Annotated in this window: 20 protein-coding genes and 1 pseudogene; 2 read left to right on the forward strand and 19 right to left on the reverse strand. The window is 73.3% G+C overall.

The window, feature by feature from the left end; genetic code table 11:
- Positions 1-3 precede the first annotated feature (3 nt).
- The 12 genes from BLW86_RS00795 to BLW86_RS00850 all read right to left on the reverse strand — a co-directional run bounded on the left by BLW86_RS00795 (position 4) and on the right by BLW86_RS00850 (position 13944).
- A complete protein-coding gene (locus BLW86_RS00795) occupies positions 4-852 on the reverse strand; it encodes a TatD family hydrolase (protein ID WP_093872209.1) in 849 nt (282 codons plus the stop codon).
- Positions 852-1496: an EboA domain-containing protein gene (locus BLW86_RS00800; protein ID WP_177181511.1), complete on the reverse strand. Its 645-nt coding sequence runs from the start codon at positions 1494-1496 to the stop codon at positions 852-854. Before BLW86_RS00800 ends, BLW86_RS00795 begins: the two co-directional genes overlap by 1 nt.
- Positions 1490-2368 (reverse strand): sugar phosphate isomerase/epimerase family protein, encoded by an 879-nt coding sequence (locus tag BLW86_RS00805; RefSeq protein WP_093872210.1) that lies wholly within the window; start codon positions 2366-2368, stop codon positions 1490-1492. The genes BLW86_RS00800 and BLW86_RS00805 overlap by 7 nt, the downstream gene beginning before the upstream one ends.
- Positions 2365-3420, reverse strand: a complete 1056-nt coding sequence (locus BLW86_RS00810; protein ID WP_371129428.1) for an SCO3242 family prenyltransferase — start codon at positions 3418-3420, stop codon at positions 2365-2367. Before BLW86_RS00810 ends, BLW86_RS00805 begins: the two co-directional genes overlap by 4 nt.
- 77 nt (positions 3421-3497) lie before the next feature.
- Positions 3498-4616 (reverse strand): inositol-3-phosphate synthase, encoded by a 1119-nt coding sequence (locus tag BLW86_RS00815; RefSeq protein ID WP_093872211.1) that lies wholly within the window; start codon positions 4614-4616, stop codon positions 3498-3500.
- A gap of 387 nt (positions 4617-5003) precedes the next feature.
- Positions 5004-6011 (reverse strand): sugar phosphate isomerase/epimerase family protein, encoded by a 1008-nt coding sequence (locus tag BLW86_RS00820; RefSeq protein ID WP_093872212.1) that lies wholly within the window; start codon positions 6009-6011, stop codon positions 5004-5006.
- 30 nt (positions 6012-6041) lie between these two features.
- On the reverse strand, positions 6042-7271 hold the full coding sequence (locus tag BLW86_RS00825) for a Gfo/Idh/MocA family protein (protein WP_093872213.1): 1230 nt from the start codon (positions 7269-7271) through the stop codon (positions 6042-6044).
- 78 nt (positions 7272-7349) lie between these two features.
- Positions 7350-8393: a substrate-binding domain-containing protein gene (locus BLW86_RS00830; RefSeq protein WP_093872214.1), complete on the reverse strand. Its 1044-nt coding sequence runs from the start codon at positions 8391-8393 to the stop codon at positions 7350-7352.
- Positions 8394-8504: 111 nt separating this feature from the next.
- Complete coding sequence (locus BLW86_RS00835) at positions 8505-9539, reverse strand: ABC transporter permease (protein ID WP_093872215.1); 1035 nt, start codon at positions 9537-9539, stop codon at positions 8505-8507.
- Entirely contained in the window at positions 9536-11065 is a 1530-nt protein-coding gene (locus BLW86_RS00840) for a sugar ABC transporter ATP-binding protein (protein ID WP_093872216.1), read from the reverse strand. The genes BLW86_RS00835 and BLW86_RS00840 overlap by 4 nt, the downstream gene beginning before the upstream one ends.
- 358 nt (positions 11066-11423) lie before the next feature.
- Entirely contained in the window at positions 11424-12605 is a 1182-nt protein-coding gene (locus BLW86_RS00845) for an ROK family transcriptional regulator (protein WP_093872217.1), read from the reverse strand.
- Positions 12606-13062: 457 nt separating this feature from the next.
- Complete coding sequence (locus tag BLW86_RS00850; protein WP_143060194.1) at positions 13063-13944, reverse strand: hypothetical protein; 882 nt, start codon at positions 13942-13944, stop codon at positions 13063-13065.
- Between the two features lie 170 nt (positions 13945-14114).
- On the opposite strand from BLW86_RS00850, the gene BLW86_RS00855 reads away from it, so the two are divergent.
- Positions 14115-14855, forward strand: coding sequence for a class I SAM-dependent methyltransferase (locus BLW86_RS00855; RefSeq protein WP_093872219.1), 741 nt, complete (start codon positions 14115-14117; stop codon positions 14853-14855).
- A gap of 482 nt (positions 14856-15337) precedes the next feature.
- Here BLW86_RS00855 and BLW86_RS00865 read toward each other — a convergent pair whose 3' ends face one another.
- The 7 genes from BLW86_RS00865 to BLW86_RS00895 all read right to left on the reverse strand — a co-directional run bounded on the left by BLW86_RS00865 (position 15338) and on the right by BLW86_RS00895 (position 21575).
- Positions 15338-15604 (reverse strand): DUF4235 domain-containing protein, encoded by a 267-nt coding sequence (locus BLW86_RS00865; protein ID WP_093872221.1) that lies wholly within the window; start codon positions 15602-15604, stop codon positions 15338-15340.
- A complete protein-coding gene (locus BLW86_RS00870; RefSeq protein ID WP_093872222.1) occupies positions 15601-16068 on the reverse strand; it encodes a DUF3618 domain-containing protein in 468 nt (155 codons plus the stop codon). Before BLW86_RS00870 ends, BLW86_RS00865 begins: the two co-directional genes overlap by 4 nt.
- Entirely contained in the window at positions 16065-16478 is a 414-nt protein-coding gene (locus tag BLW86_RS00875) for a phage holin family protein (protein WP_093872223.1), read from the reverse strand. Before BLW86_RS00875 ends, BLW86_RS00870 begins: the two co-directional genes overlap by 4 nt.
- 227 nt (positions 16479-16705) lie before the next feature.
- Complete coding sequence (locus BLW86_RS00880; RefSeq protein WP_093872224.1) at positions 16706-17746, reverse strand: YihY/virulence factor BrkB family protein; 1041 nt, start codon at positions 17744-17746, stop codon at positions 16706-16708.
- Positions 17747-17866: 120 nt separating this feature from the next.
- On the reverse strand, positions 17867-18673 hold the full coding sequence (locus BLW86_RS00885) for a phosphatase PAP2 family protein (RefSeq protein ID WP_093872225.1): 807 nt from the start codon (positions 18671-18673) through the stop codon (positions 17867-17869).
- A 48-nt stretch (positions 18674-18721) separates the two neighbouring features.
- Positions 18722-19699, reverse strand: a complete 978-nt coding sequence (locus BLW86_RS00890; RefSeq protein ID WP_093872226.1) for a YihY/virulence factor BrkB family protein — start codon at positions 19697-19699, stop codon at positions 18722-18724.
- Positions 19665-21575, reverse strand: a complete 1911-nt coding sequence (locus tag BLW86_RS00895; protein ID WP_107466027.1) for a bifunctional phosphatase PAP2/diacylglycerol kinase family protein — start codon at positions 21573-21575, stop codon at positions 19665-19667. The genes BLW86_RS00890 and BLW86_RS00895 overlap by 35 nt, the downstream gene beginning before the upstream one ends.
- Positions 21576-21883: 308 nt before the next feature.
- Here BLW86_RS00895 and BLW86_RS00900 point away from each other — a divergent pair.
- Positions 21884-22192 (forward strand): annotated as a pseudogene (locus tag BLW86_RS00900) (IS5/IS1182 family transposase); the annotation flags it as partial.
- Positions 22193-22249 lie beyond the last annotated feature (57 nt).

A 22249-nucleotide genomic window follows, 5' to 3' on the forward strand; every position in this document is an offset into this window, starting at 1 on the left:
TCCTCATTCCCCGCCGCGCAGCACGGAATTGCCCTCGTGCAGGGCGTCCGGGGCGGGGACGTCGAGCTGGAGCCGGCCGCTGAGTCCGTAGAAGGCGACGGGGTTGCGCCACAGGACCCGGTCGACGTCGTCGTCGGTGAAGCCTGCGGCGAGCATGGCGTCGGCGACCTCGCGGGTCTTCAGCGGATCGCTCCTGCCCCAGTCGGCGGCCGAGTTGACGAGGATCCTCTCGGTGCCGAAGGTCCGCAGGATGGTCACCATGCGGTCCGTGTCCATCTTGGTGTCGGGGTAGACGGAGAAGCCGAGCCAGCAGCCGCTGTCCGCCGCGGCGGCGACGGTCGTCTCGTTGAGGTGGTCGAGGAGGGTCCGCTCGACGGGCAGGGCCGACTCGCGGACGACGTCGAGGGTCCGGCGGAGTCCGGCGAGCTTGTCCCGGTGCGGGGTGTGGACGAGGGCGGGCAGGCCGTGGTCGGCGGCGAGCTGGAGCTGGGCAGCGAGCGCGGTGTCCTCGGCAGGGGTCATCGCGTCGTAACCGAGCTCGCCGACGGCGACGACGGAGTCCTTGACGAGGTAGCGGGGCAGCTCGTCGAGGACGGGCGTGCAGCGCGGGTCGTTGGCCTCCTTGGGGTTGAGCCCGATCGTGCAGTGGTGGGCGATGCCGTACTGGGCGGCGCGGAACGGCTCCCAGCCGAGCAGCGCGTCGAAGTAGTCGAAGAAGCTGGCGGGAGAGGTGCGCGCCTGACCGAGCCAGAAGGCCGGTTCGACCACGGCGCGGACGCCCGCCGCGTACATCGCCTCGTAGTCGTCGGTGGTGCGCGACGTCATGTGGATGTGCGGCTCGAAGATGCGCATCACGGCTCCTCGGTCGGTACGCCGGTCAGGGTCAGGGCGTGGCGGAGATCGCGGGGGACCTCCCGGCCCGCCGCGGTGCGTTCGGCGGCGTGGGCGGCGAGCATGCGGGCGAGTTCCGCATCGCCGGCGGCCCGCCGCGCCAGGTCGGCCACGGCGCTCAGCGGGACGCCGGTGAAGAGGCACTTCAGGACGGCGTGACGCCAGACGTGCGGGGCCAGGTGGGCTGCGGCGTAGGGGCCGACGGCGGCGGCGATCAGTCGGGTGTCGTGCGTGCGCAGGGCGTCGTCCACGAGGGGCGTGGCCTGCGGGCCGTCGACGAGGGAGGGCAAGGCGTGCAGCACCGCGCGGCGCTCGGCGGCGCTGCCTTCCCGGTAGAGGCGGGTCAGCGTCTCCGTACCGGCCCGGGCCTCGATCAGCAGCAGGGCCCGTACGGCGTCCGCGGCGTCCTGGCCGCAGTGCCGGCCGGCGGTGACGAAGCGCAGCTGCCAGGCGGGATGCGCGGGGCGGGACGCGGGCGGTGCCTGCGGTGCTGTCGCGGCTCGGGTGGCGTCCGCGAGGGCCTCGGCGAACCAGGCGCGGGCGTGGTCGTCGGGCAGCCGGGCCGCGATGTCCGCGCGGGTCCGGGACAGTGGTGGCGTCAGCATGCCGGCGCCCCCTTCGCGGCGGCTGCGGCCGCGTCGCGCAGGAACGCGGCGGATGCCGCGGCCAGTTGCGGGCCGGCGTGCGAGTGACGGGGCAGTTCGACGACGGTGAGGCCCTGGTAACCGGTGGCCGCGAGGGCGTCGAGGACGGGCGGGAAATCGATCTCGCCCTCGCCGAACGGCAGGTGCTCGTGCACACCGCGCCGCATGTCCTCGATCTGCACGTGCCGCAGCCAGGGTGCCGCCGCTCGGACGCACGCGGCGGGCGGCGGCGCCTCCAGACACTGGCAGTGGCCGATGTCGAGGGTGAGGCCGAGGGGCGCGGGGTCGCCGAGTGCGGCGCGCAGCCGGTGGAAGTCGTCGAGGGTGGCGAGGAGGTGTCCCGGCTCGGGTTCGATCGCGAGCGGCACGCCGGCGTCGGCGGCGGCGTCGAGCACGGGCGCCAGCGCCTCCGTCAGGCGCCGCCAGGCCGTGGCGTCGTCGGTGCCCGGCGGGGTGACGCCGCTGAAGCAGTGCACGGCGTGCGCCCCGAGGTCCGCCGCGACCCTGACCGCCGTGAGCAGCAGGCGGCCCCGGGCGGCGCGGTCCCGCGGGTCGGCGTCGAGCAGCGAGGGGCCGTGCTTGCGGCGCGGGTCGAGCACGTACCGGGCTCCGGTCTCGACGGTCGCGGTGAGTCCGAGCGCGCCGAGCCGGCGGGCGACCCGGGCGGTACGGGCGGCGAGGCCGGGCGCGAGCGGATCCAGGTGCATGTGGTCGAGCGTGAGCCCGACGCCGTCATAGCCCAGGTCCGCGAGCAGCCCGAGGGCGTCGTCGAGACGGAGGTCGGTGAGCCCGTTGGTGCCGTACCCGAGGCGGAGTCGCTGCCGTTCGCTCATGTGGCGCTCACCTTCCCTGCGAGGGTGCGGGCGAGGGGAGCGAGCCCCAGCACGCCGATCCCGGTGCCGACCGCCCCGGCTCGGGCCGCGAGCGCGGCCTGGAGCGGGATCATGGCGCGGATCCCGCTGCCGACGGCGCGCTGGGTGAGGGACGAGGACGGGTTGAGCGCGGCGTGGAGCAGGGGCACCGCGGTGGTGCCGACGTACAGGGCGGCGGGCAACAGCGGTACGAGCGCCGCCGCGCCGCCCGGCTTCCGGAGCGCCCGGAGGGCGGTGACGGCCCCGAGCGCGGACGTCGTGGCGAGGGCCCCGAGCGGGGCGAGCGTCGAACCACCCTGCGCCTCGTGCCGGGACACGGCGGTGACGGCGTACGTATGAACGGCGAGCGCACCCGCGGACGCCGCGACCCGGAGTCCGGTACGAGCCGCCGCACCGCGTCGCGCGACCGGCGCTGACGCGACGGGGCCGGGGGCATGCCGGACCGCCGTCACGGCGGTCCGTCTCGGTGCGGAGCCCGTGGCCGTCGCGCCCAGGACGAGGTCGAGGGCGCGGGCGGTGGCCATGACGGCGGGTGCGGCGGACGTGTGCTTGAGGCGGAGGTCGTAGGCCCACACCGTGCCGGCCAGGGCGGCGGCCACGGTGAGGGCCGGGCGGCCGGCACGAGAGGCGAGGGCGAGGCCGGCGGCGGTCAGGAGGCCGGCCGCGCCCAGCGCCGCGGCCGGGGCGATCCGGCCGGAGGGCAGGGGGCGGTGGGGTCGGTCGACGGCGTCCTCCTCGCGGTCGGCCCAGTCGTTGAGCGCCATGCCCGCCTCGTACAGGCAGAGCGACGCGCCGACCGCGTACGCCGTCCCCCGGCCGGGCCGCAGACCGACGGCCGCGGCGCCGGCGAGCGCGTCCCCGGGCACGCTGAACAGCGCGGAGACGCGCAGCAGTTCGGCCCAGGCCCGGATCCGACCGCCGCCCTGGGCGAGGCCGGACTCGGGCGCGGGCACCGGCAAGGAGCCGACGGCCGGCGCAGGGCCGGACGGGGGCGCAGGCTCGGGGCCGGACACGGGTGCGACCGTACGGCCGCGTCCCTCTTCGGACTTGGGCCCGCTCCGCTCGGCGCGGTCCGGGCGGCCGGGGCGCGTCACTTCGCCTCCCGCAGTCGGTCGGCGAAGGCCAACAGCTCGGCGAACTGTTCCGCGAGGCCGGCGGGCCCCCCGTCCGGGTCCTTGAAGTAGAAGCCGAGCTCCGGGAGCGGCCCGGAGATCCCGGCTTCGTGGGCGCGGGCGACCAGGCGGGCCAGGTCGAGGACGAGGGGCGCGGCGAGTGCGGAGTCGCAGCCCTGCCAGATGGTCTGGAGGATCATCCGCGATCCGAGGAAGCCCTCGAAGGCGATGTGGTCCCAGGCCGTCTTCCAGTCGCCGAGCGCGGGGACGTCGTCGATGTGGACCTGGCCCTCCGGCCGATGGCCGAGCGTTTCCGTGAGGACGCGTTCCTTGCCGGCGTTCTTCGCCGCCGCGGCGGCGGGGTCGGCCAGCGTCGCCCCGTCTCCCCCGCCCAACAGGTTGGTGCCGGACCAGGCCCGTACGTCCAGGGCCCGCTGGACGAACATCGGGGCGAGCACGGAGCGCAGCAGCGTCTGACCGGTCTTGCCGTCGCGGCCCGCGTGGGGCAGTCCGGTGGCGGTCGCGGCGGCCGAGAGGTCCGGGGTGCGCAGCCCGGTGGACGGGGTGAAGTCGACGTACGGGCAGCCGGCCCGCAGGGCCGCGGCGGCGTAGAGGGAGCTGGGCGGCAATCGTTCGGCGTCGGGCGCGGGCGGCGGCTCCGTGCAGGAGACGTTGACGACGACCACGCGTGCCAGTGCGTGGCGGCCGCGGAAGGACACGAGGTCGGCGGCGAGGTCGGCGATGAGTTCGGTGTCGGTGCGGGGGTCGTCCGGGAGGGGGCCTCCGGTGCGTATCTCCTCGTCGGCGGCGGCGAGTTCGGCGTGGACGGCGGCGGCGAGCCCCTGCGGGAGCACGCCGGCGCCGGTGAGCTGCTCGGCGCGCTTGGGGAGCGGGCAGGACGCGATGTCGTGGCCGCCGAAGACGAGCGCGGCCAGGGACGGCAGCCCGGTGCCGGCGAACGCGGGCGTCTCGGTGACCATGCCGGTCGCCGGGTGGAGTCCGGCGCGGACGGCGGCGCATCCGGCGACGGCCGTGGTCGCCACGGAGCCGCGCGCTCCGGCGAACCAGACTCCGGTGCGTGCGTGGGTGTCAGTCACGGGCTGCCTCCTTGCCAGGTCGTTGGGTGCGTGGGTGGAGGGCTGGGGGTGGGGCGCGGCGCCTCTGCGGTGCGGGCGGCGCGGGCCGCCCGGCGGTGAGGTGCGAGGAGCGGGGCGGGGGCGCTGTGCGGGGCGGGGCCCTTGCTCGGTCCCGACGGGTTCGGGTGGGGGCGGGCCGGGGGACGGGGTGGTCGCTCCCGGGCCGGCTGTGCGGTGGGGCGAGGAGCCGTGGTGGTGATGTGAGGGGACCGTAGCCGCGTTCGTCCGCGACGGAAAGCCCTTGCGCAGTAGATCGGTCGAACTTTCTCCTGCACCAGGACAAAGCCGTGTGCGGGCAGGCCGGACCGCCCGGTGGCGCCCCTCGCCACCGGGCCTGGCCGGGAGGTCCTACCGGTCGCCGCCGGAGAACGCCGCGTCGAACGAGGCGGCCGGCGGGTCGAAGTCGAACCGCTTCAGATGGGCCAGCGCCTCGGGCGCGCCGGTGAGCCGGTCCATCCCGGCGTCCTCCCACTCGACGGACACGGGGCCCCGGTAGCCGATGGACCGCAGCATGCGGAAGACGTCCTCCCAGGGCACGTCCCCGTGTCCGGCGGACACGAAGTCCCAGCCGCGCCTCGGGTCTCCCCACGGCAGGTGGGAGCCGAGCCGGCCGTTGCGCCCGTCGAGGCGCTTGCGCGCCTCCTTGCAGTCGACGTGGTAGATCCGGTCCTGGAAGTCGTACAGGAAGCCGACCGGGTCGAGGTCCTGCCAGACGAAGTGGCTGGGGTCGAAGTTGAGTCCGAAGGCCGGACGATGGTCCACCGCTTCCAGGGCGCGGCGCGTCGTCCAGTAGTCGTAGGCGATCTCCCCGGGGTGGACCTCGTGGGCGAAGCGGACCCCCTCGGCGTCGAAGACGTCGAGGACGGGGTTCCACCGCTCGGCGAAGTCCTCGTACCCGCGCTCGACCATGCGCTCCGGCACGGGCGGGAACATGGCCACCAGGTGCCAGATGGAGGAGCCGGTGAAGCCGACGACGGTGTCGACGCCGAAGGCGGCCGCGGCGCGCGCGGTGTCCCGCATCTCGGCGGCGGCCCGTCGCCGCACGGCCTCGGGTTCGCCGTCGCCCCAGATCCGGGCCGGCAGGATGCCCTGGTGTCGCTCGTCGATCGGATGGTCGCAGACCGCCTGGCCCACCAGGTGGTTGGAGATCGCCCAGCACTTGAGGCCGTACTTGTCGAGCAGGGCGTGCCGGCCCGCCAGGTACGACGGGTCGGCGAGAGCCTTGTCGACCTCGAAGTGGTCGCCCCAGCAGGCGAGTTCGAGGCCGTCGTAGCCGAAGTCGCGGGCGAGCCGGCAGACCTCCTCCAGCGGCAGGTCGGCCCACTGGCCGGTGAAGAGCGTGAACGGACGCGGCATGAAGCCTCCAAACGGTGTGCGGGCGGTCCTCTAGCGGACCTCGGCCGGCACTTCCTGGACGGGTGTGTAGACGGCGTTCTTCCGGGCGCTCTCCTCGACCGCGGCGAGCACCCGCTGCACCCGCAGCCCGTCGGCGAAGGACGGCGACGGGTCGGTGCCGGCGCCGATCGCGGTGACCAGGTCGCGGGCCTGGTGGGTGAAGGTGTGTTCGTAGCCGAGGGTGTGGCCGGGCGGCCACCACGCCTCCAGGTACGGGTGCTCGGCCTCGGTGACGAGGATCCGCCGGAAGCCCGCGGTGGCGGCGGGCTCGCGGTGGTCGTGGAAGGAGAGCTCGTTGAGCCGCTCCAGGTCGAAGGCGAGCGAGCCCCGCTCCCCGTTGATCTCCAGCCGGAGCTGGTTCTTGCGGCCGGAGGCCATCCGGCTCGCCTCGAAGGCGGCGAGCGCCCCCGAGGCGAGCCGTCCGGTGAAGACGGCCGCGTCGTCGACAGTCACCGGCCCGCGCGGGGCGCCGGTGGCGGCCTGCCCGGACGGTGCGGCCAGGCCGGTCGCCGCGGCGAGCCGGGGCCGTTCTCGTACGAAGGTCTCCGTCTGGGCGGACACCCCGACGACAGGCTCCCCCGCCAGGTACTGCGCGAGGTCGACGATGTGCGCTCCGAGGTCGCCCAGCGCCCCCGACCCGGCGTGCTCGCGCTCCAGCCGCCAGGTCAGCGGGAAGTCGGGATCGACCAGCCAGTCCTGGAGGTAGCTCACCCGGACGTGGCGCAGGGTGCCGAGCCGGCCCTCGGCGATGAGACGGCGGGCGTACGAAAGGGCGGGCACGCGCCGGTAGTTGAAGCCGACCATCGCCACCTGGCCGCGGGCGCGGGCGGCCTCGGCGGCGGTGGCCATGGCCTCGGCCTCGGCCACCGAGTTCGCGAGCGGCTTCTCGCACAGGACGTGCTTGCCGGCCTCCAGCGCCGCGATCGCGATTTCCGCATGGCTGTCCCCCGGGGTGCAGATGTCGACGAGCTGCACGTCGTCCCGGGCGATCAGGGCACGCCAGTCCGTCTCCGCCGCCGCCCAGCCGTGCCGCTGGGCGGCGGTCCGGACGGCGCCCGCGTCCCGGCCCGCGATCGCCGCGAGGACGGGCCGCAGCGGCAGGTCGAACACACGGCTCACGTTGCGCCAGCCCTGTGAGTGCGCGGCGCCCATGAACGCGTACCCCACCATGCCGACGCCGAGTCCGGGCGGCGCGGTCGCGTCGCTGTCCCGCTGTTCCATACGGTTCCTCCTGGTCGGAGAGTCACTGAGTCGTCGGTGTGCTGCGAGGCCGGGCATCCCCCGGGAGCCCGGATCCGGTCAGTTGAAGCCGGTGGGCAGGTAGTCGTCGACGTTCTCCTTGGTGACGACGGCGGAGTAGAGCGTCAGCGAGGACGGGATCTCCAGCTCCGCCAGACCGCCCACGCCCTTGCCCTGGCCGAGCGCGCGGGCCAGGTCGATGGCGGATGCGGCCATGGTCGGCGGGTAGAGGACGGTGGCCCTGAGGACGCCGGTCCCGGCCTTGATGGCGTCCATCGCGGACCTGGCCCCGGCTCCGCCGACCATCAGGAAGTCGTCACGGCCGGCCTGCGCGATGGCGCGGAGCGCGCCGACGCCCTGGTCGTCGTCGTGGTTCCACAGCGCGTCGAACGCGGGCTGTGCCTGGAGGAGCTGGGCCATCTTGGCCTGGCCGGACTCGACGGTGAAGTCGGCGGCCTGGCGGGCGACCTTGGTGATGTTGGGGTAGTTCTTCAGAGCGTCGTCGAAGCCCTGGGTGCGCTGCCGGGTGAGTTCGAGGTTGTCCAGGCCGGCGAGTTCGACGACCTTGGCGTTCGGCTTGTCCTTGAGCTGCTCGCCGATGTAGGTGCCGGCGTTGAGCCCCATGCCGTAGTTGTCTCCGCCGATCCAGCAGCGGTACGCCTGCGGGGAGGCGAAGACGCGGTCCAGGTTGACGACGGGGATGCCGGCCCGCATCGCCTGGAGGCCGACCTGGGTGAGCGCCTTGCCGTCGGCGGGCAGGATGACGAGGACATCGACCTTCTTGTTGATGAGGGTCTGCACCTGACCGATCTGGGCGGCGGTGTCGTTGGAGCCCTCGGTGATCTCCAGGGTGACGTCGGAGTACTTCGCGGCGCGGGACTTGGCGTTCTGGTTGATGGCGTTGAGCCAGCCGTGGTCGGCCTGGGGGCCGGCGAAGCCGATGGTGACGGGCTTGCCGGGCTTGTCGGCGGCGGCCGGGGTGTTGCCGGCCGGCTGTTCCTGCTGCTTGGGCTCGTTGCTGGTGCAGGCGGTCAGCAGGGCTCCGACGGAGACGGCGGCGGTGCCGAACAGAAGTCCTCTGCGGCTGGGGGCGGTTCGGGACATGGCGGATCAACCCTTCAGCTGGGCGGGGCGGCTCGGTCGGGTCGTGTCGTGTCGTGTCGTGTCGAGGAGGGGTGCGGGGAGGAGTTACGAGGAGGAGTGCGGGGAGGCCGGTCAGGCGTCGCCGCCGCGCAGGGTGCGGCGCTGGACGAGGACGGCGGCCACGATGATCGCGCCCTTGGCGATCTGCTGGACCGCCGTCTCCAGGTTGTTGAGGGCGAAGATGTTGGTGATGGTCGTGAAGATCAGGACGCCGAGGACGGAGCCGACGATGGTGCCGCGTCCGCCGCTGAGGAGGGTGCCGCCGATGATGGCGGCGGCGATGGCGTCGAGTTCGTACAGGTTGCCGTTGGTGTTCTGGCCGGATCCGGCCAGGACGATGAGCATGAACGCGGCGATCCCGCAGCACAGGCCGGACAGCAGGTACAGGTACAGGCGCTGCCGGCGCACGTCGATGCCGGCGAGCCGGGCTGCTTCCGCGTTGCCGCCGACGGCGACGGTGCGGCGGCCGAACGTGGTCCGGTTGAGCAGCAGCCATCCGATGACGGTCACGGCGGCGAAGACGAGGACGAGCGGCGGGACGCCGAGGACGTAGGCGTCCTTGACGCCGAGGTCGAGGACGTCGGTCACGGTCACCATCTGGGTCCTGCCGTCCGTGATCTGGAGGGCGAGACCCCGGGCGGAGGCCAGCATGGCCAGGGTGGCGATGAACGGCACCATGCCGCCGTACGCGATCAGCAGCCCGTTCACGAGGCCGCAGCCGACGCCGACGAGCACCGCGGTGAAGAGGATGCCCGCGAAGCCGAACTCCTGGGTGGCCACGGTCGTCGCCCACACGGACGCGAGGGCCACGATCGCACCGACCGACAGGTCGATGCCGCCGCTGGTGATGACGAACGTCATGCCGACGGTGACGACGCCGATGACCGACGCCTGGGTCAGGACGAGTTGGAGGTTGCTGATGGCGAGGAAGGAGTCGGGCTGGGTGATGCCGCCGACGGCGACGAGGGCGACGAGGACGCCGAGCAGCGACATGCTGCGCACGTCCCACCGCATCAGCGCCGGTCGGTGGGTCCCCTTCCTGCCGGTGGCGGAGGTGGCGGCGGACATCGGCGTGTCCTTCCGCGCGGCGGAGGCCGGCTGCGTCATGGCGTCGGGTTCCCTTCCATCACGAGATCGAGTACGCGGTGCTCGTCGAGCTCCCGGGCCCGCGCCGTGTGCACGACGGAGCCTTCGCGGAGCACCAGCACGCGGTCGGCGAGCCCGAGGACCTCGGGAACCTCGCTGGAGACGAGCAGTACCGCCAGTCCTTCGTCGGCCAGCCGGCGTATCACGGCGTAGAGCTCCGCCCGGGCGCCGATGTCGACGCCCCGGGTCGGCTCGTCCAGCAGCAGCACCTTGCAGCCGCGCAGCAGCCAGCGCGCGAGCACGGCCTTCTGCTGGTTGCCGCCGGACAGCGTCCTGATCGCCGCGTCCGGGTCGTCGGGCCGCAGCGACAGGTCGCGCACCGCCCGGTGCGCGGCGGCGCGCTCGGCACGCCGGTCGAGCCAGCCCGCGCGGGAGTAGCGGGAGAGGGTGGAGACCGAGACGTTGCTGCCGACGGACTCCAGCATCAGCAGGGCCTGCGCCTTGCGTTCCTCGGGGGCCAGTCCGATCCCGGCGCGGACGGCGGCGCGGACGTTGCCCGGGCGCAGCGGGAAGCCGTCGACGAGGACACGGCCCGCGTCGGGCCTGCGCGCCCCGTAGATCGTCTCCAGGATCTCGCTGCGGCCGGAGCCGACCAGTCCGGCGAGGCCGACGATCTCGCCGGGCCGCAGTTCGAGGTCGAGGGGGGCGAACTCGCCACCACGGGTGAGGCCCTCGACCCTGAGGACGGGGTCCCGGGCAGCGGCGGCGCCGTCGGTTCCGTCGGGGCGGTCGGGGAAGACGTGCTCGACGGTGCGGCCGGTCATGAGGGCGACGATGTCGCGGGTCGGGGTGGTGTCCGCCGGCAGGCCGCCGGCGACGGAGCGGCCGTCCTTCAGGACCGTGACCCGGTCGCCGATGCGGCGGATCTCCTCCAGCCGGTGGGAGATGTACACGACGGCGACGCCGTCGGCGGTGAGTTCGGCGACGATCCGGAAGAGGTTGTCGACCTCGTCGGGGTCGAGCGCGGCGGACGGCTCGTCCATGACGATCAGCCGCACCTCGTGGGAGAGCGCGCGGGCCATGGAGACGATCTGCTGCTGGGCGGCGGACAGCTCGCCGACGAGTCGGGCCGGATCGATCTCCGGGTGCCCGAGGCGCTCAAGCAGCCGTCCGGCGGCCGCGCGGGCCCGGGCACCGCGCACGACGAACCCGGCGGAGGTCGGCTCGTTCCCGAGGAACACGTTCTCGGCGACGGACAACCCGCCGACCAGGTCCAGCTCCTGGTAGATGGTGGCGATCCCCAGCCGCATGGCCGCGATCGGAGAGGTCAGGGAGACCGGCTCGCCGCCCCAGGTGATCTCGCCCTCGTCGGGCTGGTGGGCTCCGGCGAGGACCTTGATGAGGGTCGACTTGCCGGCGCCGTTCTGGCCGAGGAGGCAGTGGACCTCGCCGACGTGGACTTCGAGGTCCACGCCGTCCAGGGCGCGGACGCCGGGGAACGACTTGGTGATGCGGTTCATCGTGAGCAGCGGTGGGCGTGATGCCATCGGGATCCCCTCGGCGGATACGGCCGTGAGCGGGCAGGGCGAAGCGGGGCACGGTGAGCGGCGTGAGATGAGAGGGAACAAGCGAAGGGCTCAGGGCCCCGCGGCCTTGGACGTGCCGGCGCGTGCGGGGTGAGCGGGCATGGCTGACAGCCACGGGACCGTTGCGTGGTGTGGGGGCGTGGTGGTGCGGTGAGTCGGAGGCGCGGTGACGCTGCTTGTGCGGTGCTGCGGTGCTGCGGTGCTGCTACTTGTGCGGTGATCGGTGATGCGGTGATGCCGGGTCATGCGGTGGTACGTGCTTCGGCGTGCGGCGTACCGCTGCCGAAGGAGTGATGGGGCCGGGCGGGGCCCGGCCGGATCAGGCCGGTGAGAAGACGTGATCGCTGATGAGGCGGGCCGCGCCGATCACTCCGGCGGTGGGGCCCAACTCGCCCAGCACGATGGGGAGGTTGCCGGTCGCGAGCGGTAGCGACTGGCGGTAGACCTGGGTGCGGATGCTGGCCAGCAGGGTGTGGCCGAGCCCGGTGACACCGCCGCCGATGACGACGAGCCCCGGGTTGAAGAAGCTGACGAGCCCGGCGATGACCTGGCCCAGCCGCTGTCCGCCCTCGCGGATCAGCTCCAGGGCCACGGTGTCGCCCGCCGCCGCGGCCGCCGAGACGTCCGCGGCGGTCAGCTCCCCGGCCGCCTCCAGCCGAGCGGCGAGCTGCGCCGACCGGCCCGAGCGCGCCGCTTCCTCCGCGTCGCGGGCCAGCGCCGCACCGCTGAAGTGCGCTTCCAGGCAGCCCAGGTTGCCGCAGGCGCAGGCCCGTCCGTCCGGCTGGACCTGGATGTGTCCGATGTCGCCGGCGCTGCCCGTCGTACCGCGGTAGACCTGGCCGCCGATCACGATGCCGCAGCCGATGCCGGTACCGATCTTGACGCAGAGGTAGTCGCCGACGGAGCGGGCGACGCCCGCGTGCTGCTCCCCCATCGCCATGAGGTTCACGTCGTTGTCGACCATCACCGGGCAGCCGAGGTCCTGGCTGAGGGCCTCGCGGACGGGGAAGCCGTCCCAGCCGGGCATGATCGGCGGTGCGACGGGCACGCCCTCGGGGAAGCGGACGGGACCGGGCACGCCGATGCCCGCGCCGTCGAAACCCTCCGCGACCCCCGAGGCCTTCAGCTTGTCCGCCATGGCCAGCGCCCGCTCGAAGACGGCGACGGGCCCTTCGCGGACGTCCACGGGCTGGTTCAGGTGTCCCAGGACCTCCAGCTCGGCGTTGGTGACGGCGACATCGATCGAGGTGGCCCCGATGTCGACCCCGAGAAAGCGCAGCGCCGGGGCGAGCCGGAGGTTGTGCGAGCGGCGTCCGCCGCGCGAGGCGGCGAGCCCGTCCGCGACCACCAGCCCCGTCTCCAGCAGCCGGTCCACCTCGACCGCCAGCTTGGAACGGGACAGGTCCACCAGATCGCCCAGCTGCGCACGGGAGTTGGGACCTCCGTCGCGCAACAGGCGCAGCAGCCGCGCTTGGTGCACGTTCGCGGGCCGAGCAGTCATCCGTCTCACGAATCCCTCCCCTCCCCCGCCTCCGGCTGGGGGCCCCAATGCCTGTCTGCGGCGGCCGATCCGTCGGGCTTTCGAGAGGAACGTAGCAGTGCTCCACCGACCTGGGAACTACTTGAGCAGGAAACAGGCAGGACTTCTCCCACTCTCGGGACAAAGGGCCGCCTCTGCCGAGACGACGGAACGGCCCCCTTCGGGAGAAGGGGGCCGTCACACCGCGGCTGCGGGGTGGATCAGGGGCGGTCTTGCAGGGGTGCTCGCAAGGACCCGGCAGATCGGCTCGGGAACGCGAAGCCGCCCGGTATGCCGGCTGCGTCGTTCGGGAGCGGGTGGCAGCAGCGGGGCTGCCCTCTCCCGCAGGTCGTCCGGAACAAGATCAGCACGCCCCCGAACACCCTGCCGACCAAGATCGGCGGGTGCAAGACCCACAGCTCGACTCATTCTGAAGCGATCAGAAGGACGAGCGCCAGATCCACGCCAGCGCGGCCCCCGGCGTCACACAGGACAGGAAGGCCGCCGGGCGGGCCAGTCCGCCGGCCTCCCAGCCCAGGGCTGTCGGCAGGAGGAGGAGCAGACCGAGGAGGAGGATGCCGAGGGCGGGGAGGTGTACGGGCGGGGTGAACCGCCGTGCTCCACGCGGCATTTCGTACGAGAGCGTCCCCGTCAGGATGGCCCCCGCAAAAATGACCGGGAAGAGGGTGATGATGAGCATTCGGGAGCCGATCACACCCGTGCCCCAGCGGCGGCCGTCCTCCAGGACCGGCGAGTCCGGGCGGGGGTCGCCCGGTGCGCAGTAGACGTCGATCCTCGTGCCCGCCTTCGGCGGCTCGTAGCGGGTGTACATCTTGGGCACGGTCACCTCGCGCGGGCCGCTGTCGTACGGGATACGCAGGACCAAGTCGGTCTCGAAGTACACCGGCTCGTCGGAGGCGTTGTGCCCGCGGATCGGGCCCCCTGCGAGCCGGGCGACGGTGACGGAATACTGCCCGTACCGGGCCGCTTCCAGGCGCTCGGTCTCCCGCCCGTACTCCGGGGACACCATGAACCCGAGGTTGAAGCAGGCCATCGTGGCCAGCGGCACCAGCCAGGCGACCAGCCACACCAGCGCGCGGCCTTTGTCCGGGGGAAGGCCGGTGTGCTGCGGGGCCCGGAGGGAGGCGGCGATCCAGGCGACGGCGAAGACCACGGTCAGCGCGGCCAGGCCCGTTTCGGTGACCAGCGGCGGGTACGGGCCGACGCCCCACAGCACGCAGCCGACCGCCCCCGCGGCGCTGAGCAGCATCCCCCAGCCGGTGAGCGTGGTCCACGCGCTCCGCCGGTACACAGGTCTCACCCGCGTCGACGCCTTCTCCAACCGCACCATGCCGCCCCCTCTGCGCCCCTCAGCCTAGGGGGTGTCTCGTCCGGCGGATCACGGGCCGAGCCAGGGCCGGACCGAGGCGAGGGCCGGCCAGTGCCCTAATCGTGTTGACCGCCCCCGGCAGACAGTGCTGGAGTCGGCACGTGGACAGCATCCCCGCCAACCGGCGGCTCTGGAACCAGATCAGCAGCGCCTACCAGCAGGAGCACGACCCGCAAATCGGCGCCGCACCCCGGTTGTGGGGCATGTACTCCATCCCCGACGCGCACCTGCACGCCCTGGGCGACGTCGCCGGCAAGCGCGTCCTCGAACTCGGCTGCGGCGCCGGCCAGTGGTCCAGGGCGCTCGCCGCCGAGGGCGCCACCGTGGTCGGGCTCGACCTGTCCGAAGCCCAACTCGCCGCAGCGGCCCGCGCGATGGGAACGGCCCGCTACCCGCTGGTGCAAGGCGCCGCCGAACGACTCCCCTTCGTCGCCGACAGCTTCGACCTGGTGTTCTGCGACTTCGGCGGGCTCAGCTGGGCACCCCCGCACCTGGCCGTCCCGCAGGCCGCACGCGTCTTGCGCCGAGGCGGACGCCTGGTGTTCAACGTCGCCAGCCCGTGGTTCGAAGCCTGCTACGACGAAGCCGCCAGCCGCGTGACCACGACACTGCAGCAGGACTACTTCGGGCTGAACACCATCGCCGAAGGCGACGGCGCGACCAGCTATCAGCTCACCTACGGCGACTGGGTCAAGGTCCTGCGCGGCGCGGGTCTCGTCATCGACGACCTCATCGAGCCGCGGCCCGAACCCGGAACACCCAACGGCTACAACGAAACCGACCCACCCGACTGGGCACACCGCTGGCCGGCGGAACTGCTCTGGGTGACCCACAAACCGTAAGTTGCGCCGCGCCGAGACGTGAAGGCATCCCCTCGCCGAGCAGGCCTGGGTTCTGTCGTCACATGCCAGGCCCACATCAGGAGTGACGCGGGGGTGACAGCGGCTTCGTAGGACTGGGCAATCTTGTCGTAGTGGGTGGCGATGCCGCGCCATTGCTTCAGGCGGTTGAAGCACCGTTCCACGACGTTGCGGTGCTTGTATGCCTCGTGGTCGAAGGCCGGCGGGCGGCCGCCCCGGCTGCCTCGCCGGGCCCGGTCACGGGCCTGGTCGGCCCGCTCGGGGATCGTGTGCGGGGCGCCCCGGCGGCGCCCGCGTCGTGGGCGCCGCGGGCCGCGCGGATCACCCGTCGCCGGACGAGCAGCACGGCGGCGGCGAGGGCGTGCAGTCCGTTGTGTGCGGCCAAGACTTCCTCCCGTGCTGGAGGCTGCAGAGGTGCGGCGGCGCCGGCCCTCGAGGAGGGTCCGGCGCCGCCCTGGGACGGTTCAGTCGGGCCAGGTCCCGGTCAGGCGGCGGACGCCGGTGGCTCCCGCCCGGTCGACGGCCGCCTTGACGACCGCGAAGATCGCGCCTTGCAGGGCAGCGGAGACAAGGATCTCCCGCCAGGTGCGGCCCTCGTCGGTGGCGTCCGGGGCGTCGTCCTCGTGGCCGATCATCTTCCACGCCTGCTTGAAGGCCGCGCCGGCGATCATGCCGCTCGCGGCGCCGAGTGCCAGGCCGACCGGCTTGTAGGCGATCTCGGATGGTTTCACCGTCGCCTCCGGCTGCGACGCAGGAGCAGGAGGACGACGAACGCGGCGGCCGCGGCGAGCAGGGGGGTGCGCTTGCCCTTGGCCATGGTCACGGCGGACCCGGCCTTTTCACGGACCGGCTCCGGGGTCCTCTCGGCGGCGAGGTGCCCGGCGCGGGTCGCGGTCTCGCGGACCTGCGCCGCGGCATGGGCCGCCTTGTCCAGGACCGGGTCCGGGGTCTTGTCCTTGACCAGCTGGGCGGCGTGCGCCGTCTTGTCCCGGATCCGGTCGGTGACGACGACGGCCTTCTCGGCGGCTTGCTCCTTGAACTCGGCCGCCTTCTCCTTGGCCTGCGCCTTGACGTCGGCCTTGGCCGCCAGCGCCTCCACGGTCATGCCGAGCTCATCACGGGTGTGCTCGACCTGTTCGCGCAGTTCCTCGGGAGTGGGCGCGGCTTCCCTGTCGCCCTTGGAGGGAGTGCTCATCGGTGTGCTGCCTCCTTGATCTCGGCCATGTCGGCCTTGACGCTGTCGATGGTCTGCTCCGGCACGGGGGCACCGGCCTTGGCGATCTGCTTCTTCCCCGCAGTGGCCATCACCGCCGCGACGGTCGCCAGCAGGGCGGCGATGACCAGGGCCGAAGCCCATACCGGGAGGAGCAGGGCGAGGGCTGCGATCAGGGCGCCGACCAGAGCCTGCGCGGCCAGGAAGCCGACCAGGCCGGCTCCGCCGAACAGGCCGCCGCCCACGCCGAAGCGCCTGCCCTTCCGGGTCATCTCCGCCCGGGCCAGCTGTATCTCCTCACGGACCAGTTCCGAGATCTGCTGTGACGCTCGGAAGACGAGGTCACCCGCTGATTCCTCGGTGTGGTCCGGGTGCCGTCCGACGGTGCTCATCCACTCTTCACCCTCTCCGTGTACGTGCCCGTCACGTGCCGCGGTGGCCGCACCACGGCCGCCATTCGTGTCACTTCCGCGGTACCACGCCGATCGGCGGCCCGAATCCGAACCGGTGGCGTCCGGCCGAGACGTGCGTTCCGCTGTCACGGCGCGCCTACCCCGCAAGCGGACGTTCACCCGGCCGGGAATGCCGGCCGCTCCCCCGCAGGCGTCCCACGCGCCGTTCACCCCAGACGACGGCGGTCCTCATCGCTCCACTTCCGGGTGTCCCGGGGTTCCACATAGGGCTCCTCGTCCTCCGGATGCCCGCCGGCGACCGCGCGCTGGCGGGACATCTCGGCGTCGAACTCCAGGCCGAGGAGGATGGCCAGGTTGGTGATCCACAGCCAGACCAGGAAGATGATCACGCCGGCGAGGGCACCGTAGGTCTTGTTGTACGAGCCGAAGTTCGCGACGTAGAACGCGAAGCCGGCGGAGGCGACCATCCAGATCACCAGCGCCAGGAAGCTGCCGGGGGTGACCCACTTGAAACCACGGCCCTTCGCGTTGGGAGCCGCCCAGTACAGGATCGCGATCATGATCGTCACGAGCAGGACCAGGACCGGCCACTTCGCGATCGACCACACCGTCAGCGCGCTGTCACCGATGCCGAGGGCGGCACCTGCCTGGCGGGCCAGGCCACCCGTGAAGACGACGATCAGGGCGCTGACGACGGCCAGGATCATCAAGGTGACGGTCAGTGCCAGCCGCAGCGGCAGGACCTTCCACACCGGCCGGCCCTCGGGCATGTCGTAGACGGCGTTCGAGGTGCGGATGAACGCGGCGACGTATCCGGAGGCCGACCAGACCGCCACGGCCAGACCCACGACGGCCAGGAGCGAGCCGATGCCCGCGTTGCCCTGGAGTTGCTGGACCGCGTTGCCGATCACGTCGCGGGCCGAGCCGGGTGTGAGCTTCTGGAGGTTGTCCAGGACCTGCTTGGTCGCCGACTCGCCCGCGACGCCGAGCAGCGACACGAGCACCAGGAGAGCCGGGAAGAGGGCCAGCACGCCGTAGTAGGTCAGCGCGGCGGCCCGGTCGGTGAGCTCGTCGTCCTTGAACTCCTTCAGCGTGCCGCGCAGGACCGCCTTCCACGACCGCTTCGGCATCTCCGAGAGTCGGTCCGGAGCCCGCTCCTCGACCTGCTCGTCGGGACCCACGCTCGCGGGCCCGCCCGTGGTGGGCTCGCGGTCGTCACCATGCTCTGATTTCGGCGTACGTGTCATGACCGACGGCTTTCCACTCACGCCACTCCCATGCGCCGCCTCCCGGGACCGGTCGACCGCGGGCCCGTGCGGCGGGCGGGCCGTCAGGGGCGGGCCGGACGCCCGGTGGCCGGCCCCGTGTCATCGGGAGCCGGGCCGGCCCACCGGCTCCGGGGAGTCCGTCACGATCTCGGGCTCCAGGCCCTCGGCGGGGGTGGTGCGGGAGCGGCCGATGTCGCCGCGCCACGCTTCGAAGGCGAGCGTGGTCGCGGTCACCACCGCCAGTCCCAGCAGCCAGCCCCCGACCACGTCGCTCACCCAGTGCACCCCGAGCGCGACCCGCGTGTAGCTCACGCCGAGCACCGCCACAGTCGCCAGGACCCACGGCAGCGGCCGCCAGGCACGCGGGACCAGGGGGAGCAGGACCAGCAGCAGGACGGCACAGGAGGTGGTGGCCGTCATGGCGTGCCCGGAGGGGAAGGAGAAGCCGGGCGCGTGGGCGACGGGATCCGGCAGGTGCGGCCGGGCACGCTCGACCACGTTCTTGACCAGCAGCCCCACCAGCCCGCCGGTCGTCGCGGTGACGGCCGCCCAGGCGGCGAGACGGAACGCCCGCCGCCACAGGAGCCACACCACCGCACCGGCCACCAGGAGCCGCATGGTCAGCGGCCCCCACACGACGTGCGTGAGGAAGTCGAGCACCCGTACCCAGGCCGGACTGCCGAGTGCGGAACGGTGCAGCCGCTCGGCCACGCCCTGGTCGAGACGGTGCAGCGGGGCCCAGTGCGACTCCACCAGCACCAGGGCGAGGGAGAACGGGACGGCCGCCAGGGCGGTGAGGGCCGCGCCCGCCACCAATCGCGCGCCGAACCGCGTGTCGGGCCCGCCGTGGCCGGGCACGAGCCGTCCGAGACGGCGCCGCCAGGTCCGGGGGGAACGCTCGGTCATGGTCGGTACGGTTCCTTTCCGTCGGAGAGGTCGGGAGGGCCGGTCGGCTCAGACCCCGGGGTCCTCGGTGATCGGTGTCGCCACCCCCGCCCGTACGGCCTCCAGCTGGGCGGCGAAGGAAAGGCCCAGGAACAGCGCGAGCGAGGTGAGGTACGACCACAACAGCAGCGCCATGAACGCGCTCAGCGGCCCGTACACGGTGGTGAAGGAGCCTCCGGAGCCGACGTACAGGCTCAATGCCCACGTCGCGCCCAGCCACAGCAGCAGATGGACGGTGGCACCGAAGGCGAGCCAGGTGTAGCCCGGTTGGGCGCGCCGGGGCGAGCGGCGGAAGACGGCACTGGTGGCGATCACCGCCAACAGGATCCCCACGGGCCAGCGCAGCACGTCCCACGCGCGGGAGGTGGCCGGCTCCAGGTGATAGACCTCGATCAGGGCCCGGTTCAGGTCGGATCCGAGGACGGTGACGCAGAAGCTCAGTCCGAGGGGCACCCCGGCCAGCACCGCCATCACCAGCCCACGGGCGTACTTGTGGAGGAACGGCCGGTCGCGCTCCACGCCGTATATGCGGTTCGCGCCGCGCTCCACCTGGCACATGCCCGTGGTGACGTTCGCGACGGAGAACAGCAGGCCGAGCCAGAGGGCCGCCGCGCCCCCCTCCCCTGCGTGCCGCCGGCTCTCCCGCAGGGCGTCGTCCACCACGTCCTGGCTCGGGCCGCTGATCCGGCGGATCGTCAGCTCGGCGATCCGCCCGATGTCCTCGGTGTGCAGCACTCCGGACAGCCCGATGACGGCGATGGCCAGCGGAAGGATCGCCAGGACGGTCTGCAGGGCGAGGGCCCGGGAGTGGCTGAACCCGTCGGCGTAGCGGAACCGTACGAAGGAGTCCCGCACGAGGGCCCAGCCTCCGTAGTGGCGGAGCGCGGCCCAGGCCTCCTCGCCCGACAGGACGTCCCCCCGCAGACGCAGTTCGGCCTCCACGGCCTCGACCTCACTGCGCTGCGGTACGCGCGTCGCGGTGCCCATGGACCCCTCCTTCCCCTCCGGCCCGCGCCGGGACGTCTGCCCCCGTCGGGGTGGCTGCCTGGGCCGGGGCGTCTGCTCTCGCCGGAGCGTCTGCCCGCGCCGGAACGTCTGCTCCCACCGGAGCGCCTGCCCGTGTCGGAGCGTCTGCGCCCGCCGGAACGTCTGCCCGCGCCGGAGCGTCTGCTCCCGCCGGGGCGCCTGCCCGTGTCGGGATGCCTGCTCCCGCCGGAGCGTCTGCCCGCGCCGGGGCCGGCAAGCACACCCGCAGCGCCCCCGGCTCGACCTCCGCGGTCAGCCGGGTGCCCGCGGGGAAGACGTCACCGTCGAGCTCGCGCGGCTGGGGCCGGGCGAAGCGGAGGTCGATCCGGGTCGCGCCGAAGTACTCCAGTGCGCCGTGCGCGAGGGTCCGTTCCCCCGCGCCGGACGCACGCTGCCGCCGTCCGCCCGGTACGCGCGAGGCGAGGTACCCGGCGGCGGCGAGCCAGCCGGTCACCCCGCGCGGGTCGAGCAGGACGACCTCCAGCCTGCCGCTGTCCGGCCGGGCCTCCGGCAGCAGCGGCAGCCCGCCCTGAAGGGTCCCGACGTTGCCGATGACGACCATGCGGGCCCGCCGCTCCAACGGGGCGCCCCCGTCCAGCCGGATCGACAGCCGCATCCGGGCGTCCCCCAGATGCCGTACGGCCGAAACCACGTACGCGGCCCAGCCCAGGCTCTCCTTGAGCCGCGCCGAGGCGTCCCGGACCATGGCGGCGTCGAACCCGGCGCCCGCCATGACCGCGAACCGGGTCGGCGCGATCCCGTCGCCCCGTATCCGTCCCACGTCGAGCCCGACGGCCTGTCCGCGGAGGGCCTCCCGCAGGGCGGCCACGGGCTCGGTCGGCAGCCGCAGGTTACGGGCGAGGAGGTTCCCGGTGCCGCAGGGGACGATCGCCAGGGAGATCCCGGTCCCGGCCACCACGTCCGCGCAGGCGCGCACGGTGCCGTCCCCGCCGCAGACGACGACCAGATCGGTGTCGGTCCCGCCGAGGCACGAGGCCAGGGCACCGGACGGATCCCCGGCCGTCGTCTCCGTCCACCGCTGCTCCGTGTAACCGTGGTCGCACAGCACGGCCCGTACCCTGGCGGCGGTCCCGTCGCCGCACGCGCGCGGGTGGCGCACCACCACGGCCCGCCGCGCGCGGGGGGCGGCCGGGCCCGGGGCGGGCGTTGCCGCCTCCTCCCGGGGGCGCGGCAGGAGGGCGGCCGCCACGAGGGCCAGCGTGCAGGCGCCGTTCAGCAGTCCCGCCACCACGTCGGAGGTGTGGTGCATGCCGCGGTACGCCCGGGAGACCGCCACGAACAGCGGGATCACGAGGAGCAGCCCCACCACGAGGTGTCGCCGAGCGCCGTGCAGGCGCCGGGACGCGAGGACGGCCAGTCCCCCGAAGAGGGCGACGGAGGCCCCGACGTGGCCGGAGGGGAAGCTGGACGTCGGCGGCGCCGGGTCCAGGTGGGGCACGTCGGGGCGTTCGCGGTTCACGACGAGGGTGACGAGCAGGAAGACGGCGGACTGCGCGGCCACCGCCACGGCGAGGAACGCCGCCTCCCGCCATCGGGGCACGTGGGGCACCAGGAGCAGGGCGGCCGTGCACAGGAGGGTGAGGGCGATCACGCTCTCCGTGCCGGCCAGCAGGGACGCCCCGTCGGTGAACGCGGTGGCGAAGGCGGTGCGATGAGCGGCGAGGGCACGGTTGACGCCGTCCTCCGCCGACAGCGGCCAGCGGTGTGCGAGGGGGCCGGTCACCAGCAGTCCCAGCGCGGCGACCACGGCCGCCTGCACGGGCAGCAGCAGGAGCAGCCGGCCCGGCCCGGCTCCCGCCTCGTGTGAGTTCGTCATTGAGGCCGTGTTACCTGCCGGGCGTGGGTCATGCGCCCGCGGGGCCGTTCCGACCGTGACCGGGGCCTCAGCCAATCGTGGACGAGGTCACGGCCGCAGCCGTTCCCACCCGATGCCCGACCACCGCAGCCGTTCCCACCCGATGTCCGACCACCGCAGCCGCTCCCACCCGATGTCCGACCGTCACAGCCGCTCCCACCCACTGTCCGACCGTCACAGCTGCTCCCTCTCGACGTCCGTCAGATCGACCACGTCCCTCGACGTCCCTGTCACGAGGCGGCCACACGACCGGTCGGGCGGGTCCTGCTCGGCCCGACCGCCTCGGCGGTGACAAGGCCCGTTCGTCGCGCCGCAACCGCCCTTACCTGCGGCGGCGCCAGATCAAGCACACCCTTCCGGAGCGGCGGGACCAGAGAGCCGACCGCCGACGCCGAGGCAGTGAGGGCGGTCGGCCGACCGGATTCGACCGGTCGATCGACCGCCGTCGCGACGAAGTGGAGCGCACGATCAACCGGCTCAAGAGCTTTCGATCCGTGGCCACCCGCCATGACAGGAGGGCTTCCGTCTTCCACGGCACGGTTACCGTCACCGCGATCCGGCTGTGGCTCCGCCCTTGAGGCGCCGCCACTTCGCCGCGGCTTCGTCGTGATTCACCGCAAGACCGGCCGGTCGGC

It is taken from the genome of Streptomyces sp. TLI_105 (assembly GCF_900105415.1).
Classification (GTDB): Bacteria; Actinomycetota; Actinomycetes; order Streptomycetales; family Streptomycetaceae; genus Streptomyces.

Excerpts from the sequence above, each read along its gene's own strand:
- BLW86_RS00870 (WP_093872222.1), bottom strand. The coding sequence starts at position 16,068 with ATGAGCACTCCCTCCAAGGGCGACAGGGAAGCCGCGCCCACTCCCGAG.
- BLW86_RS00825 (WP_093872213.1), bottom strand. The coding sequence starts at position 7,271 with ATGGAACAGCGGGACAGCGACGCGACCGCGCCGCCCGGACTCGGCGTC.
- BLW86_RS00840 (WP_093872216.1), bottom strand. The coding sequence starts at position 11,065 with ATGGCATCACGCCCACCGCTGCTCACGATGAACCGCATCACCAAGTCG.
- BLW86_RS00885 (WP_093872225.1), bottom strand. The coding sequence starts at position 18,673 with ATGACCGAGCGTTCCCCCCGGACCTGGCGGCGCCGTCTCGGACGGCTC.
- BLW86_RS00895 (WP_107466027.1), bottom strand. The coding sequence starts at position 21,575 with ATGACGAACTCACACGAGGCGGGAGCCGGGCCGGGCCGGCTGCTCCTG.
- BLW86_RS00805 (WP_093872210.1), bottom strand. The coding sequence starts at position 2,368 with ATGAGCGAACGGCAGCGACTCCGCCTCGGGTACGGCACCAACGGGCTC.
- BLW86_RS00820 (WP_093872212.1), bottom strand. The coding sequence starts at position 6,011 with ATGCCGCGTCCGTTCACGCTCTTCACCGGCCAGTGGGCCGACCTGCCG.
- BLW86_RS00845 (WP_093872217.1), bottom strand. The coding sequence starts at position 12,605 with ATGACTGCTCGGCCCGCGAACGTGCACCAAGCGCGGCTGCTGCGCCTG.
- BLW86_RS00795 (WP_093872209.1), bottom strand. The coding sequence starts at position 852 with ATGCGCATCTTCGAGCCGCACATCCACATGACGTCGCGCACCACCGAC.
- BLW86_RS00835 (WP_093872215.1), bottom strand. The coding sequence starts at position 9,539 with ATGACGCAGCCGGCCTCCGCCGCGCGGAAGGACACGCCGATGTCCGCC.
- BLW86_RS00880 (WP_093872224.1), bottom strand. The coding sequence starts at position 17,746 with ATGACACGTACGCCGAAATCAGAGCATGGTGACGACCGCGAGCCCACC.
- BLW86_RS00890 (WP_093872226.1), bottom strand. The coding sequence starts at position 19,699 with ATGGGCACCGCGACGCGCGTACCGCAGCGCAGTGAGGTCGAGGCCGTG.
- BLW86_RS00875 (WP_093872223.1), bottom strand. The coding sequence starts at position 16,478 with ATGAGCACCGTCGGACGGCACCCGGACCACACCGAGGAATCAGCGGGT.
- BLW86_RS00830 (WP_093872214.1), bottom strand. The coding sequence starts at position 8,393 with ATGTCCCGAACCGCCCCCAGCCGCAGAGGACTTCTGTTCGGCACCGCC.
- BLW86_RS00800 (WP_177181511.1), bottom strand. The coding sequence starts at position 1,496 with ATGCTGACGCCACCACTGTCCCGGACCCGCGCGGACATCGCGGCCCGG.